Annotated in this window: 13 protein-coding genes and 1 pseudogene; 4 read left to right on the top strand and 10 right to left on the bottom strand. The window is 67.6% G+C overall.

The genetic code is table 11. The features are described 5' to 3' along the window. Positions 1-229: 229 nt before the first annotated feature. Positions 230-442, bottom strand: coding sequence for a hypervirulence associated TUDOR domain-containing protein (locus tag AC30N0_RS07465; RefSeq protein WP_489517296.1), 213 nt, complete (start codon positions 440-442; stop codon positions 230-232). Positions 443-608: 166 nt separating this feature from the next. Continuing rightward, on the bottom strand, positions 609-1,070 hold the full coding sequence (locus tag AC30N0_RS07460; protein ID WP_489517295.1) for a restriction endonuclease: 462 nt from the start codon (positions 1,068-1,070) through the stop codon (positions 609-611). A 150-nt stretch (positions 1,071-1,220) separates the two neighbouring features. Here AC30N0_RS07460 and AC30N0_RS07455 point away from each other — a divergent pair, with 150 nt between their 5' ends. Beyond that, entirely contained in the window at positions 1,221-2,372 is a 1,152-nt protein-coding gene (locus AC30N0_RS07455; RefSeq protein WP_489517294.1) for a PA0069 family radical SAM protein, read from the top strand. 32 nt (positions 2,373-2,404) lie between these two features. On the opposite strand, the gene AC30N0_RS07450 is transcribed toward AC30N0_RS07455, so the two are convergent. The 5 genes from AC30N0_RS07450 to AC30N0_RS07430 form a co-directional block, all read right to left on the bottom strand. Next, positions 2,405-4,147, bottom strand: coding sequence for a phosphoethanolamine transferase (locus AC30N0_RS07450; protein ID WP_489517293.1), 1,743 nt, complete (start codon positions 4,145-4,147; stop codon positions 2,405-2,407). Beyond that, positions 4,144-5,292: a molecular chaperone DnaJ gene (gene dnaJ / locus AC30N0_RS07445; RefSeq protein WP_489517292.1), complete on the bottom strand. Its 1,149-nt coding sequence runs from the start codon at positions 5,290-5,292 to the stop codon at positions 4,144-4,146. The genes AC30N0_RS07450 and dnaJ overlap by 4 nt, the downstream gene beginning before the upstream one ends. Before the next feature lie 107 nt (positions 5,293-5,399). Next, positions 5,400-7,349, bottom strand: a complete 1,950-nt coding sequence (gene dnaK / locus AC30N0_RS07440) for a molecular chaperone DnaK (RefSeq protein ID WP_489517291.1) — start codon at positions 7,347-7,349, stop codon at positions 5,400-5,402. Positions 7,350-7,427: 78 nt separating this feature from the next. Continuing rightward, entirely contained in the window at positions 7,428-7,985 is a 558-nt protein-coding gene (gene grpE, locus AC30N0_RS07435; protein WP_489517290.1) for a nucleotide exchange factor GrpE, read from the bottom strand. A 55-nt stretch (positions 7,986-8,040) separates the two neighbouring features. Further along, positions 8,041-8,460 (bottom strand): RNA-binding S4 domain-containing protein, encoded by a 420-nt coding sequence (locus AC30N0_RS07430; RefSeq protein ID WP_489517289.1) that lies wholly within the window; start codon positions 8,458-8,460, stop codon positions 8,041-8,043. Between the two features lie 159 nt (positions 8,461-8,619). Here AC30N0_RS07430 and AC30N0_RS07425 point away from each other — a divergent pair, with 159 nt between their 5' ends. From AC30N0_RS07425 to AC30N0_RS07415, 3 genes are read left to right on the top strand one after another with little or no spacing between them, the layout of a single operon-like run. Then, on the top strand, positions 8,620-9,579 hold the full coding sequence (locus tag AC30N0_RS07425) for a Bug family tripartite tricarboxylate transporter substrate binding protein (RefSeq protein ID WP_489517288.1): 960 nt from the start codon (positions 8,620-8,622) through the stop codon (positions 9,577-9,579). Continuing rightward, positions 9,576-10,076: a tripartite tricarboxylate transporter TctB family protein gene (locus tag AC30N0_RS07420; protein WP_489517287.1), complete on the top strand. Its 501-nt coding sequence runs from the start codon at positions 9,576-9,578 to the stop codon at positions 10,074-10,076. Before AC30N0_RS07425 ends, AC30N0_RS07420 begins: the two co-directional genes overlap by 4 nt. A gap of 25 nt (positions 10,077-10,101) precedes the next feature. Next, on the top strand, positions 10,102-11,610 hold the full coding sequence (locus tag AC30N0_RS07415) for a tripartite tricarboxylate transporter permease (protein ID WP_489517297.1): 1,509 nt from the start codon (positions 10,102-10,104) through the stop codon (positions 11,608-11,610). Here the strand turns inward: AC30N0_RS07415 and hemH are convergent. The 3 genes and pseudogenes from hemH to rpoD form a co-directional block, all read right to left on the bottom strand. Continuing rightward, a pseudogene (gene hemH, locus AC30N0_RS07410) lies at positions 11,607-12,695 on the bottom strand (ferrochelatase). The gene AC30N0_RS07415 and the pseudogene hemH sit on opposite strands and share 4 nt — an antisense overlap. Beyond that, positions 12,692-13,666 carry an adenylate/guanylate cyclase domain-containing protein gene (locus tag AC30N0_RS07405; RefSeq protein WP_489517286.1) on the bottom strand — a complete coding sequence of 325 codons (975 nt, stop codon included), beginning with the start codon at positions 13,664-13,666 and terminating at the stop codon, positions 12,692-12,694. Before AC30N0_RS07405 ends, hemH begins: the two are co-directional and overlap by 4 nt. A 102-nt stretch (positions 13,667-13,768) precedes the next feature. Beyond that, a partial coding sequence (rpoD, locus tag AC30N0_RS07400; RefSeq protein WP_489517285.1) for an RNA polymerase sigma factor RpoD occupies positions 13,769-14,459 on the bottom strand: 691 nt, incomplete at its 5' end.

Here is a 14,459-nt window from a genome sequence, read left to right as displayed (position 1 = left end):
CGCGCAGCGCGTGACGGAATTGCTGGCGCGAAGGGACGCGCTACAGGTCGAGCTGGCGCAGCTGAAGCAGCATGAAAAAGGCCCGCTTGCTGGCGGGCCTGATTCAGAGCATGCATCGACTTAGCGGGGTCGTCCGGCTCCGCCAGAAGACAAGCAAACATGGGCCCGAGTGGCCCATTTTGTTTGGCTTCTCGCGATAGAGGCCTACCGGTGTGGCTTTGGCACGGTCTCAGCCGGTCTTCTTCAACGCGTCAGGTTTGTGAATCGCGGTCTTTCCAGACTTGTCGCTCTTCACCTCCAACTGTGGCTCGGCTTCGCTGGCTTCGACGGTATGACCACCCGCCTTCGCTTTGCCGGTGATCTTTTTTGTCACGACGCCAGTGGTTTTGCCTTGCGGCGTATTCCACGTGACGTGGGAGCCCGGCTTGGGTGGGGTTGCCATCGACATCTCCTGGAGTGAAAAGGGGGGTGCGCGCGCAACGCGGCAAGGGACACTCCCGACCGGCGTGCACATGTCCGGATGCTCTTGCGCTAGCCCGATCGTCGGCGTTCGAGCATGAATTGCCGCTTCGTTTACCTGTCGGGGCCACCCAGCTTCTTCATGGCCTTCACGGTGCCTTCGCGTGACCCAGCATCGCTTTCAGCGCCGCCCCGTCGATGAGCCGGATACCGCAGCTGCCGGCAAACGCGGTGGCCTGCCGGCTGAAGCGGCCGCCGGCCAGCATGAAACCTCCCGTTGCGCCGCGCGCGGCCATCGCGCGCTGCAGCGCTTGAACCGCGTCGATGCCGACCTTCCCGGCATGCCGGTGCCGGTAGTCGACCACGTAGGTGACACGCTCCCGGCGCAGCACCAGTTCGCCGACTTTTGCCATCGGCTCACCTCGGCTGACCTTGATCGGCTCGTACCCCTGCGCACGGAAGGCCTCGGTCACCGCCGATTCGAAGTCCCGCTCGCGCAGGCCTGCGAACGACAGCGCGACGGCTGCCCGGCGGCTTCGCGAGACCAGCCACGCGGTCATGGCGATGCCGATCGCAACGGCGAGCCCGGCCAGCAGAAGCATGGTTTCCATCAGCACACTATCGGCCTTCGGCCGGCGCGACGGAGGGCCGATGCTGCACTGGCGGGCTCGAAGCGAGCCAATGCCGCGCAATCGGTCACGCCACGCCGGAGCACGGGTATCGCTGTTGGCGCGCGGTCGTGAGCTGTGTATATTCACAGTATGCAAAGCAAGCAGGGAAGGGGCCGAACGATCGCCGGCACCGAGCGCGACGATGCCGCCGCGATCGCGCGGCCGCCACAAAAAGGGCGCGGCACGGTCTGGGCGATCCAGCACCGTTTCTCCGGCCAGACCAGCGAGGCATACGACGACGGGTGGGGAACGCTCGATCAGCAAGCCAGCGAGGAACGCCTGCCACCCACCACCTCGGTCATCGAGGAACGCGCGAAATCGATCCTGTCGAGCAACGATTCGCCCGACATCTCGTTCGATCTTTCCGTCAATCCGTACCGGGGCTGCGAGCACGGCTGCGTCTACTGCTTCGCGCGGCCGACGCACAGCTACCTGAACATGTCGCCGGGCCTCGACTTCGAGACCCGCATCATCGCCAAGGTCAACGCCGCCGAGAAGCTGCGCGAAGCGTTTGCCAGCCGCAGCTACTCACCGCTGCTGCTCAACATCGGCTCGGCTACCGACGCCTACCAGCCGGTCGAACGCAAGCTCGGCATCACGCGTGCCGTGATCGAGGTGCTGGCCGAGTGCGCACATCCTTTTTCGCTCGTGAGCAAGTCGTCGGGCATCGAGCGCGACCTCGACCTGATCGCGCCGATGGCGGAGCGCGGACTGGCGGCGGTGTACATCTCGGTGACCTCGCTCGACGCGTCGCTGTCGCGCATCCTCGAGCCGCGTGCGGCCTCGCCGCAGCGGCGGCTGCAAACCATCGCGGCACTTGCCAAGGCCGGCGTGCCGGTCGGCGTGAGCGTGTCGCCGGTCATCCCGTTCGTCAATGAACCCGAAATCGAACGCATTCTCGAAGCCGCTGCCGAGGCCGGCGCGACTTCGGCGTTCAGCGCCGTGCTGCGCCTGCCGTGGGAGGTGAACCCGTTGTTCCAGCAATGGCTCGACCTGCACTTTCCGGAGCGCGCTTCCCGGGTGATGGCGCGGGTGCGCGAAATGCGTGGCGGGCGCGACTACGACCCGCGCTTCGGCACCCGCATGAAGGGCGAAGGCGTGTGGGCCCAGTTGCTCGACCAGCGTTTCAACAAGGCGGTGGCGCGGCTCGGGCTGAACCGGGAGCGTGTCGAACTCGATCTCACGCAGTTCCGAAGACCGACGAAGCCCCGTGCCGACGGGCAGACCGACCTGTTCGGTTAGGCCATGTCGAACTCGCGCGTGTCGTCGTCCGGTCACGTGGCACGGCAGGCAGCGAAGGCGTCGAGACCCGGCTTGTACTCGGTGGCGCGGATGCCGAGCAGGCCGAGTGTCGAGTGGAACAGGTTGTCGTGTGTCAGTGGCGCATCCCGCAGGGCGGCAAGGCACCCGGACTGCGCGCGCGCTTGCGGGCCTTGCCACAGCACCATCGGCACGTGCTTCTGCTCGACCGGAGCGACGGCATACGGCAGCCCGTGCAGGTACAGGTTGTTTTCGCCGAGCGACTCCCCGTTGTCGGAGAGGTAGAGCAGCGCCGTGTCGTGACGTGCTTCCTGTTGCGTCAGCCAGCCGATGGTTTGCGACAGCACGTGGTCGGTGTAGGCGATCGAGTTGTCGTAGGCGTTGACCAGTGCCTTCGTTTCGCACTGTTGCAACACGTTGGTCGTGCACTCGGGCTGGAACGGCTTGCGCTCGGGCGGGCTGCGCTTGAAGTAAGCCGGGCCGTGGCTGCCCATCTGGTGAAGCACCAGCAGCACGCCGCGCTCGCGCGCAGCCGCGGGCAGGGCGGCCATGCGGGCATCGAGGCCGTGCAGCAGCGCTTCGTCGAGGCACTCCTGCCCGTCGCACAGCGCGGCCGGCAGGGCGGACACGCCGGCCACGGCATCGCGCGCGTGGGCACTTGGGACGCGCGCGCACAGCCCCTTGCATCCCGCCTGGTTGTCGACCCACAGCACTGCCATGCCGGCGCGTTGCACCAGATCGAGCAGATTCTCCTGCTCCGTGCTGCGCGATTCGTGGCCCGCCTTGCCGAGCGACGAGAACATGCACGGCAGCGACGTCGCGGTGCTGGTGCCGCACGACATCACGTGGCGAAAGCTCGTCACGCCGCGCACCGCGAGCGCCGGGTTCGTCGGCCGCGCGTAGCCGTTGAGCGCGAAGTGATCGGCGCGCGCCGTCTCGCCGATCACCAGCACCAACAGCGGCGGTTTGGCACCCGCTGCGCGCGGCAGGATGCGCGCATCGGCGCCGATCGGCAGCGGCGGCCCGCTCGGCCTGGCTTGCGACTTCATGCCGATGTCGACCAGCGCATACAACGAGTTCACCGGGTTGATCAGATAGCGAATCGTCCGCTGGTTGCGCATGGTCGCCGAGAAGTCGGCGTACAGCGCGAACAGCAGCGCCGCGAGCAGCAAAATGAGCGCGACGATTCCGAGCAGGTTGCGCCCCCCCTGCCGGAGCAGGCCCACGCCGCGCACCCGCGTGCGCCACAACAACACCAGCGGCACGCCGGCGAGCAGCAGCACGCTGCCGAGCAGCCGCAGGCTCAGCAGGTCGCGCACCTCGCGCGGGTCGGTCTGCAGCACGTTGACCATCATGGTCGTGTCGATGACGACGCCGTAGCTGCCCATGAAGTGCGCGCCGAAAGCCGCCGCGAGCAGCATCGCCGCGATCGCCGGCTTGATCGTGGGGCGCCACGCAAGCAGCGTCAGCAGCAGCGCCGTCAGCGCGGCGATCATCAGGCCGAAACCGATGACGAAAAGAGCTCCCTGCGTCGAACTCGTTTCGGGCAACGCGAGCAACGCGCGCCACAGTGGCCAGTTCGGCAATGCGGCGATCCACAGGCCGGCGAGCAGCGCCAGGGTCAGTGGGTTCCAGCCTCGGGCCGGGCGCGTGTCGGAGAGGCCGGAGAAGCCGGAGAAGGTCCTGCGGATTGTCATCGCGCGATTGTCCTGCCCAGAAGGAGCTTCGGCGCCCGAAGGCGCCGAAGCATCGATCACTTGAACAGGTCCTTGACCCGATCGGTCCAGGTTTTCGCATTCGGCGAATGGCGGTCGCCCGACTTCTTGAACGCTTCGTCGAGTTCGACCAGCAGTTTGCGCTGGTGTTCGGTGAGCTTGATGGGCGTTTCGATGCTCACATGACAGTAAAGATCGCCCGGGTAGCTCGAACGCACGCCCTTGATGCCCTTGCCGCGCAGGCGGAAGGTCTTGCCGTGCTGCGTGCCTTCGGGCAACTCGATCTCGGCCTTGCCCCCGATCGTGGGCACCTCGATCTCGCCGCCGAGTGCCGCGGTCGTGAGGCCGACCGGCACGGTGCAATGCAGGTCGTCGCCGTCACGCTCGAAGATCTCGTGCTGCTTGATGCGGATCTCGATGTAGAGGTCGCCCGCCGGGCCACCATTGGTGCCCGGCTCGCCGTTGCCACTGGAGCGGATGCGCATGCCTTCGTTGATGCCCGCCGGGATCTTCACTTCCAGCGTCTTGTTCTTCTTGATCCGGCCCTGGCCGCTGCAGGTGGTGCAAGGCTCGGGGATGATCTTGCCGGTGCCATGGCAGTGCGGGCAGGTCTGCTGGATGCTGAAGAAACCCTGGCGAATGTGTACCGTGCCCTGGCCGCTGCAAGTGGTACACACCTTCGGGCTCGTGCCCGGCTTGGCGCCGGTGCCCTTGCAGGTTTCGCAGCTCTCGTAGGCAGGAATGCGGATCTGCGTTTCTTTGCCGTGCGCCGCTTCTTCGAGCGTGATCTCCATCGCGTAGCTGAGGTCGCTGCCGCGAAACACCTGCTGCCCGCCGGCGCGGCGCTGGCCTGCACCACCGGCAGCCGCGCCGCCGAAGATGTCGCCGAAGATGTCGCCGAAGGCCTCGGCGAAGCCGCCGAAACCCTCCTGCCCGGCGCGCCCGCCCAGGTTGGGGTCGACGCCGGCGTGGCCGAACTGGTCGTAGGCAGCGCGCTTCTGCGCGTCGGAGAGCATCTCGTAGGCCTCCTTGGCCTCCTTGAACTGCTCTTCCGCGGCCTTCGACTTCGCACCCTGGTTGCGGTCCGGGTGGTACTTCATCGCCAGCTTGCGATAGGCCTTCTTGATTTCCTCGTCGGAGGAATTCTTCGCGACGCCGAGCACCTCGTAGTAGTCCCGCTTCGCCATGATCTCTTCCTACTCCCTCTGGTCGGCACGAAAAACGCCGCGTTGAGGGACAGGCGAAGCCTGATCCCTCCAACGCGGCGAGTTAGTACGACGGCGCAGCCGTCGTACTAACCTTTCTTCACTTCCTTGAACTCGGCATCGACGACATTGTCGTCGCCGGCGTTCGCCGTCTGCGCCTCCGGCTCACGGTCGGCCTGGCCCGGCGCCGCACCGCCGGCGGCGGCTTGCGTCGCCTGCGCGTCGGCGTAGACCTTCTCGCCGAGCTTCTGGCTTGCCGTCATCAGCGCCTCGGTCTTGGCCTCGATGGCCGCCTTGTCGTCCGATTTCAGGGCGTCCTCGGCCTCCTTCAGCGCCGTCTCGATCTTCGCCTTCTCGGCGGCGTCGAGCTTCTCGCCGTGCTCGCCCAGGCTCTTGCGAACGCTGTGGACCATGGCATCGGCGGAGTTGCGAGCCTGGATCAGCTCGAGCTTCTTCTTGTCGTCGGCGGCGTTCAGCTCCGCGTCCTTGACCATCTGCTGGATCTCGGCCTCGGTCAGGCCGGAGTTTGCCTTGATCGTGATCTTGTTTTCCTTGCCCGTCGCCTTGTCCTTGGCGCCGACGTGCAGGATGCCGTTGGCGTCGATGTCGAAGGTGACCTCGATCTGCGGCATCCCGCGCGGCGCCGGCGCGATGCCCTCGAGATTGAACTCGCCGAGCGACTTGTTGCCCGACGCCATCTCGCGCTCGCCCTGATAGACCTTGATCGTCACCGCCGGCTGGTTGTCGTCGGCGGTCGAGAAGGTCTGCGCGAACTTGGTCGGGATCGTCGTGTTCTTCTGGATCATCTTCGTCATCACGCCGCCGAGCGTCTCGATGCCGAGGCTGAGCGGGGTCACGTCGAGGAGGAGCACGTCCTTGCGGTCACCGGTCAGGACCTGGCCCTGGATCGCGGCGCCGACGGCCACGGCTTCGTCCGGGTTGACGTCCTTGCGCGGCTCCTTGGCGAAGAACTCCTTCACCTTTTCCTGCACCTTGGGCATGCGCGTCATGCCGCCGACGAGGATGACGTCGTCGATCTGGCCGACCGAGACGCCGGCGTCCTTGATGGCCGTGCGGCACGGGCCGATCGTGCGCTCGATCAGGTCCTCGACGAGCGCCTCGAGCTTGGCCCGCGACAGCTTGATGTTGAGGTGCTTCGGGCCCGACGCGTCGGCCGTGACGTACGGCAGGTTGATGTCCGTCTGGGCCGAATTCGACAGCTCGATCTTGGCCTTCTCGGCCGCTTCCTTCAGGCGCTGCAGGGCGAGCACGTCCTTCGACAGGTCGACGCCCTGGTCCTTCTTGAACTCGGCAATGATGTAGTCGATGATGCGCTGGTCGAAGTCCTCGCCGCCGAGGAAGGTGTCGCCGTTGGTGGAGAGCACCTCGAACTGCTTCTCGCCGTCGACGTCGGCGATCTCGATGATCGACACGTCGAAGGTGCCGCCGCCGAGGTCGTAGACGGCGATCTTGCGGTCGCCCTTTTCGGTCTTGTCGAGGCCGAAGGCGAGCGCGGCCGCGGTCGGCTCGTTGATGATGCGCTTGACCACGAGCCCGGCGATGCGGCCGGCGTCCTTGGTCGCCTGGCGCTGCGCGTCGTTGAAATAGGCCGGCACCGTGATCACGGCGTCGGTGATCTTCTCGCCGAGGTAGTCCTCGGCCGTCTTCTTCATCTTGCGCAGGATCTCGGCGCTGATCTGCTGCGGCGCGAGCTTCTCGCCGCGGACGTCCACCCAGGCGTCGCCGTTGTCCGCGGCGACGATCTTGTAGGGCATCAGCTCGATGTCCTTCTGGACTTCCTTCTCGCCGAACTTGCGGCCGATCAGGCGCTTCACCGCGTAGATCGTGTTCTTCGGGTTGGTGACGGCCTGGCGCTTGGCCGAGGCACCGACCAAAATCTCGCCGCCGTCCTGGTAGGCGATGATCGACGGCGTGGTGCGTGCACCTTCGCTGTTCTCGATTACGCGGGTGGTGTTGCCCTCCATGATGGCCACGCAGGAGTTCGTCGTGCCCAGGTCGATGCCGATGATCTTCGCCATGTTTTTCTCCGGAAAGAGGATTCGAATGGTCCCGAGTTGTGGATAACTTGGGGGGTTTTCAAGGAGCGACGGCCGCGGTCAGCCGGAAGCGCTCACGGTGACGAGTGCCGGCCGCAGCACGCGGTCGGCGATGAGGTAGCCCTTCTGCAGCACGGCGACCACCGTGTTCGGCGCCTGTGCCGCCGGCACGACGCTGATGGCCTGGTGCTGGTGCGGATCGAACTTCGCGGCCGGCGCAGGGTTGATCTCGATGACGCGGTTGCGCTCCAGCGCGGAGGCCAGCAGACGCAGCGTCGCGTGCACGCCCTCGAGCAGCTGCTCGGGCGTCGCTGACGGAATGGCGATCGCCGCCTCCAGGCTGTCCTTGACCGGCAGCAAACTCTCGGCGAACGATTCGACGGCGAACTTGCGTGCCTTGGCGACTTCTTCCTCGGCCCGGCGGCGGGTGTTTTCCGCCTCTGCCCTGGCCCGCAGGAAGGCCTCGTTTAGCTCGGCATGGCGGGGATCGCTGGATTCTCCGCCGGCGGGCGCAGGGGCAGCGGCGGAATACGGGTCCGTGTCAGGCAGGTCCTGGGCCGTGGAACTGCCGTTCGCAGCTCCGGCCGGCCCGGGGGAAGTGGGGTCGTTCGCGTTCATCGAGTGGACGTGAGGCGATCCCCCCTTTTTTCAAGGGTCTCTCGAGGTCGACCGTTCAGTCCGGATCCACGGACGCGCTCCAGCGGTTCCAGTCGGCGAGCTGGCGCTGGTCTCGCTTGGTCGGGCGGCCATGCGCGATGGCGGCGGCGGGCTCGGGCGTCAGGCGCCGCGAGTCAGCCGCCTGCTCGCGAGCGGCGATGCTCTCGGCCGTCTCCCGGTACAGCGTCTGCGCCACCGGCGCCGGGCCGCGCACGGCGCTGACGCCGGTCACGGCGACGGTCCTGGCCACGCTGCCCTGGCGGAATGCGAGCAGGTCGCCGACGCGCACGTCCCTCGAGGCCTTGGCCGGTTGGCCGTTCACGCTCACGCGCCCCTTGCCGATCTCCTCGCTGGCGAGCGAGCGGGTTTTGAAGAAGCGCGCCGCCCACAGCCACTTGTCGAGGCGCACGCCGCTCCTGCCATCGGTTTCCTGCATCGCGACGCATTCTCGAGCAAGCCGCGAGCCCGGCTCGCCTTGTGCCGGCGTCTGCGGGCGGCCCTTGCATCCGCACTTTCCCCTAGTCGATCCATGGCGTGGCGGCCGATCGGCACGCCGAAAATCGCAGCGTTCACATTGCACTTCGAGGATTCGTTCATGCGTCGAGACACCTTCATTCGGGCGATGGCCGCCCTGGCCGTCGCCGGCCCCTTGCCTTTCTCGGCCCGCGCCGCGGCCAACCTCAAGATGATGATTCCCGCCAACCCCGGCGGCGGCTGGGACACCACCGGCCGGGCCCTGGGCAAGGCACTGCAGGAATCCGGCGCCGCATCCTCGGTGACCTACGACAACAAGGGCGGCGCGGCGGGCGCGCTCGGCCTGGCCCAGTTCGTCAACGGCAGCAAGGGCGATCCCAACGCGATGATGACGATGGGCGCGGTGATGCTCGGCGGCATCATCACGGGCAAGCCGCCGGTGTCGCTGTCGCAGGCGACGCCGCTGGCCCGCCTCACCAGCGAGTACAACGTCTTCGTCCTGCCGGCCGGCTCGCCGCTGAAGACGATGAAGGACGTCGTCGACCAGCTGAAGAAGGACCCCGGCAGCGTCAAGTGGGGCGGCGGCTCGCGCGGCTCGACGGAGCACATTGCCGCCGCGATGCTGGCGCGCGAGGTCGGCGCCGATCCGTCGAAGATCAACTACGTCGCCTTCCGCGGCGGCGGCGAAGCGATCGCCGCCATCCTCGGCGGCAACGTCACGGTCGGCGGCAGCGGCTACAGCGAGTTCTCCGAGTACATCAAGACGGGCAAGATGAAGGCCATCGCCGTCACCTCCGAGACGCGCCTGAAGGGCATCGACGTGCCGACGATGAAGGAGCAGGGCTACAACGTCGTCATCGGCAACTGGCGCGGCGTCTACGGTGCGCCCGGCATCACAGCGCCGCAGCGCAAGGAGCTGACCGACATGCTTGTGAAGGCCACCAAGACCAAGGCCTGGGCCGAGTCGCTCGAGAAGAACAACTGGACGCCGGCGCTGCTCACCGGCACCGACTTCGAGAAGTTCGTCGACGACGAGTTCGCGAGCCTGCGCGCGGTCATGCACAAGTCGGGGATGATTTGACGCGAGCCGCGTCCGAGACGGCCGTCGGCATCGGCACGGTGGCCGTCGGCGCCGGTCTGGCCGCCGGCGCGACGCAGATCTCCTCGGCGGCCGGCTACGGGGGCGTCGGCCCCAATTTCCTGGCCTGGGTGGTCGCGACGATGCTGCTCGTCGGCGGCGCGCTGCTGATCTGGCAGGCACGCAGCGGCGGCTTCCGCCAGCGCGAGGAGCCCTCCGGCGCGGCCGCCGGCTACTGGCCCGGGTTCGCCTGGGTGTCGGCCGGGCTGCTGCTGAACGCGGCGCTGATCACGACCATCGGCTTCATCCTCGGCTGCAGCCTCTGCTTCGTGCTCGCGGCGCGCGGCTTCAAGTCGGCCGAGGGCCGGCGCGACCTGCGTCCGCGCGCCTGGCTGCTCGACGTGGCAATCGGCCTGTCGATCGCCGCGCCGGTCTACTGGATGTTCTCGCAGCTGCTCGGCATCAACCTTCCCGGGTTGACGTCGACCGGCTGGATCTGAGCCCCGCGGCAGCGCCCGGCGCGTGATGGATCTCTGGAACCAGCTCCTCCAGGGCTTCGTCACCGCCGGGTCGCCGATCAACCTGCTCTGGGCGCTGCTCGGCTGCACGCTGGGCACCGCTGTCGGCGTCCTGCCCGGGATCGGCCCGGCCACGGCCGTGGCGATGCTGCTGCCCATGACGGGCAAGGTCGATCCGACCGCCTCGATGATCTTCTTCGCCGGCATCTACTACGGCGCGATGTACGGCGGCTCGACGACCTCCATCCTGCTCAACACCCCGGGCGAGGCCGGCTCGATGGTGACGGCGATGGAGGGCAACAAGATGGCCAAGAACGGCCGCGCCGGCGCCGCGCTCGCCACCGCGGCGATCGGCTCCTTCGTGGCCGGGACGATCGCCACCGTGCTCGTCACCCTGTTCGCACCGCTGGTCGCCCATTACGCGGTGCGGCTCGGCCCGCCCGAGTACTTCCTGCTGATGGTGCTCGCCTTCGCGACCGTGAGCGCGGTCCTCGGCAAGAGCGTCCTGCGCGGCCTGGTGGCGCTCGCCGTCGGGCTGGCCCTCGGCCTCGTCGGTCTCGACCAGATCACCGGCCAGGCACGCTACACCGGCGGCGTCCCCGAGCTGCTCGACGGCATCGAGGTCGTGCTCATCGCCGTCGGCCTCTTCGCCGTGGGCGAGGCGCTCTACATGGTGCTCTACGAAGGCCGGACAGTTGCGACCGAGAACAAGCTCAGCCGCGTGCACATGACGGCCGCCGACTGGAAACGCTCGTGGGGCGCCTGGCTTCGCGCCACCTTCATCGGCTTTCCCTTCGGCACGATTCCGGCCGGCGGCAGCGAGATTCCGACCTTCCTCAGCTACGCGGCGGAGAAGAAGCTGTCCAAGCACAACGAGGAGTTCGGCAACCAGGGGGCCATCGAAGGCGTCGCCGGCCCGGAGGCAGCGAACAACGCCGCCATCACCGCGACGCTGATCCCGCTCCTCACGCTCGGCATCCCGACCTCGAACACGACCGCGATCCTGCTCGGCGCCTTCCAGAACTACGGCATCAACCCGGGGCCGCAGCTGTTCGACACCAACGCCGCGCTCGTCTGGGCCCTGATCGCCTCGCTCTACATCGGCAACGTGATGCTGCTGGTTCTGAACCTGCCGCTGGTCGGACTCTGGGTCAAGCTGCTGAAGATCCCGAAGCCGCAGCTCTACGCCGGCATCCTCATCTTCGCGACGGTGGGGGTCTACGGCATGCGCCAGTCGGCCTTCGACCTGGTGCTGCTCTACGCCATCGGCCTGCTCGGCGTGCTGATGCGGCGCTTCGACTTCCCCGCCGCGCCGGTCGTGATCGGCATGATCCTCGGACCACTCGCGGAAGCGCAGATGCGCAACGCGGTGTCCATCGGCGAGGGCCGCTGGACCATCTTCCTGGAGCGGCCGGGGTCGGTCTTCCTGATCGTCGTCATCGTCGCGGTCCTGCTCCTGCCGCAGCTGCTGAAGCTGCGCCGGCCGAAGCCTCCGGGCGCAGCCGGCACGACCTAGGCTCTGGCCCCCGCGGTCAGCGCGCGCCGCTTCGATTCCTCCAGCTCCGGCCCGGACGGCTCGCCTGTCGGCCAGCCGCCCAGGTGCGAGAGGGTGAGCTCGGCCAGCGCGGCGATCCAATGGTGACTGTCGTTCAGGCAGGGGATGTAGCCGAACTCGGCGCCGCCCGCTGCCAGGAAGGCGGCGCGGACCTCCTGGTCGATTTCCTCGAGCGTCTCCAGGCAGTCGGCCGTGAAGCCGGGGCAGAAGACGTCGATGCGGCGCACTCCGGACCGCGCCAGCTCGATGGCCGTCGGCTCGGTGTAGGGCTGCAGCCATTCCGCCTTGCCGAAGCGGCTCTGGAAGGTGACCACGACGAACCCGTCGCGCAGCTTCAGCCGCTCGGCGAGCAGGCGGCCGGTCTTGCGGCACTCGCAGTGGTACGGGTCGCCGAGCTCGAGCGTCCGTCGCGGCATGCCGTGGAAGCTGAGGACGAGCTTGTCGGGCCGGCCGTGCGTCATCCAGTGCGCCTCGACGCTCCGGGCCAGGGCCGTGATGTAGCCGGGATCGTCGTGGTAGTGCTTGACGAAGCGCATTTCAGGGACGTCGCGGGTCTGTGCCATCCACGCCGTGACCGCGTCGCCGATGCTCGCCGTCGTCGCCGCCGAGTACTGCGGATAGAGGGGGACGACCAGCACCCGGTCGGCGCCCGCCGCCTTGACCTCGTCGAGCACGGAAGCGACCGACGGCTGACCGTAGCGCATCGCGTGGCGCACCAGGACCGGATGGCCGCGCTCGCCGAGGTAGCCGGCGAGCAGCAAGGCCTGCTTGCGGGTCCAGACGGCAAGCGGCGAGCCCTAGGCCGTCCAGATCGTCGCGTACTTGCGCGCCGACCGGGCCGGTCGGACGCGCAGGATCACCCCATGCAGCAGCGGCAGCCAGAGCGCGCGCGGGATCTCTACAACGCGGCGGTCGCTCAGGAATTCGGCCAGGTAGCGACGGACCGCCGCGGTGGTGGGCGCGTCCGGCGTGCCGAGATTGCAGACGACGACGGCGGTGCGGGAAGGCCTTCCGTGCGGATGCGCCGGCGGGGAAGGGGACGTCACTTCAGGCCGAACTCGAACGGCGACTGGCCTCGTTGCGTGTCGGCGAATTTCATGATCTCGAAGCGGACGCAGGGGCTCATCGACTCCGAAGGGGGCGTGCCGAGGCCGATGACGCCGCTGCCGTGCAGGGTGCAGGCGCCGCGGCGCAGGCTGATGATCTCGGGGTCGTTGTCGAAGCGGACGTAGGTCCCGTTGTAGCTCAGGTCGACGAGCTGGAAGGTGCCGCCGTGCCAGTCGACGCGCGCATGCGAGCGCGAGACCCGGTTGTCGTCGATGATGTAGGTGGCCTGCGGGCTGCGACCCAGCACCACGGGCAGGCTCGAGCCGGCGTAGACGCGGTTGACGTCGAGCCAGACGAGGCGGATGCCCTCGGGCTCGGGCGTCGGCACCAGCATGTCGCCGTAGGCGGTGGCCGCCGTGTCGCCGAAGCGCCGCACCGGCTCCTGGAGGTGAACGTGCACCGGCTCGGCACGACCGCGCAGCTGCATCCGGTCGAGGCTGCGAAAGCGCGAACGGTCCCATTCGCCAAGCCGCTCGACGACGCTGAGCGTAGCCAGTGTCTCGTTGTCGCCGGCGTGGTCGAGGAGGCGGGCCGCGACGTTGACGGCATCGCCGAACACGTCGCCGCCCATCTCGACGACCTCGCCGTGGGCCAGGCCGACCTGGAGCTTGAGCGGCACGCTCGGCAGCCGGGCTGCGGCGGCCTGGTCGCCGGTCATGCCGATCCTCGACATCGAGTCGTGCATGTCGTCGGCCGCGGAGATCGCCGCGGCGGGTGCCTCGAAAGTGGCCATGAGGCCGTCGCCCAGGGTCTTGACGACGTGCCCGCCGCGCGTGTGGACGACCTGGGCCAGCAGCGAAACGCTTTGCGTCACTACCGTCGTCGCGTCGGCATTGCCGAGCGTCTCGTACATCGCCGTGCTGCCGCGCAGGTCGGCGAAGAGCACCGTGCGTTCCAAGACCTGGGTCATGCCATCGATGTAGGACGGTCCATCGGGCTCAAGTTTAAGGGCGCGCGGCGACAAAAAAGGGCCCGGCCTCGCGGCTGGACCCCTTTCCCTGGGGCAGGCCGATCAGAGCGTGTCGAGGTAGGTCCGCAGCTTGTCGGACCGGCTCGGGTGCTTGAGCTTCCTGATCGCCTTGGCCTCGATCTGGCGGATCCGCTCCCGCGTGACGTCGAACTGCTTCCCGACCTCCTCGAGCGTGTGGTCGGTGCTCATCTCGATGCCGAAGCGCATGCGCAAGACCTTGGCCTCGCGCGGCGTCAGCGAATCGAGGATGTCCTTGACCACGTCGCGGAGGCCCGCCTGCATCGCCGCCTCGATCGGCGCCGTGTTGTTGGTGTCCTCGATGAAGTCGCCCAGGTGCGAGTCGTCGTCGTCGCCGATCGGCGTCTCCATCGAGATCGGCTCCTTGGCGATCTTCATGATCTTCCTGATCTTGTCCTCGGGGATCTCCATCTTCTCGGCGAGCGTCGGCGCGTCCGGCTCGAAGCCGAACTCCTGCAGATGCTGCCGGCTCAGCCGGTTCATCTTGTTGATCGTCTCGATCATGTGCACCGGGATGCGGATGGTCCGCGCCTGGTCGGCGATCGAGCGGGTGATCGCCTGGCGGATCCACCACGTCGCGTAGGTCGAGAACTTGTAGCCGCGGCGGTATTCGAACTTGTCGACCGCCTTCATCAGGCCGATGTTGCCTTCCTGGATCAGGTCGAGGAACTGCAGGCCGCGGTTGGTGTACTTCTTGGCGATCGAGATCACGAGG

The sequence above is a fragment of the Rhizobacter sp. genome (assembly GCF_031412495.1).
GTDB lineage: Bacteria > Pseudomonadota > Gammaproteobacteria > Burkholderiales > Burkholderiaceae_C > Schlegelella_A.
The sequence above is the reverse complement of the archived record's forward strand: the minus strand, read 5'-3'. Positions and strand labels throughout refer to the sequence as shown.

Coding starts and splice junctions, on each gene's coding strand:
- AC30N0_RS07415 (WP_489517297.1), top strand. CDS start 10,102: ATGGATCTCTGGAACCAGCTCCTCCAGGGCTTCGTCACCGCCGGGTCG.
- AC30N0_RS07430 (WP_489517289.1), bottom strand. CDS start 8,460: ATGCAGGAAACCGATGGCAGGAGCGGCGTGCGCCTCGACAAGTGGCTG.
- AC30N0_RS07425 (WP_489517288.1), top strand. CDS start 8,620: ATGCGTCGAGACACCTTCATTCGGGCGATGGCCGCCCTGGCCGTCGCC.
- grpE (WP_489517290.1), bottom strand. CDS start 7,985: ATGAACGCGAACGACCCCACTTCCCCCGGGCCGGCCGGAGCTGCGAAC.
- dnaJ (WP_489517292.1), bottom strand. CDS start 5,292: ATGGCGAAGCGGGACTACTACGAGGTGCTCGGCGTCGCGAAGAATTCC.
- AC30N0_RS07460 (WP_489517295.1), bottom strand. CDS start 1,070: ATGGAAACCATGCTTCTGCTGGCCGGGCTCGCCGTTGCGATCGGCATC.
- AC30N0_RS07455 (WP_489517294.1), top strand. CDS start 1,221: ATGCAAAGCAAGCAGGGAAGGGGCCGAACGATCGCCGGCACCGAGCGC.
- AC30N0_RS07405 (WP_489517286.1), bottom strand. CDS start 13,666: ATGACCCAGGTCTTGGAACGCACGGTGCTCTTCGCCGACCTGCGCGGC.
- AC30N0_RS07465 (WP_489517296.1), bottom strand. CDS start 442: ATGGCAACCCCACCCAAGCCGGGCTCCCACGTCACGTGGAATACGCCG.
- dnaK (WP_489517291.1), bottom strand. CDS start 7,349: ATGGCGAAGATCATCGGCATCGACCTGGGCACGACGAACTCCTGCGTG.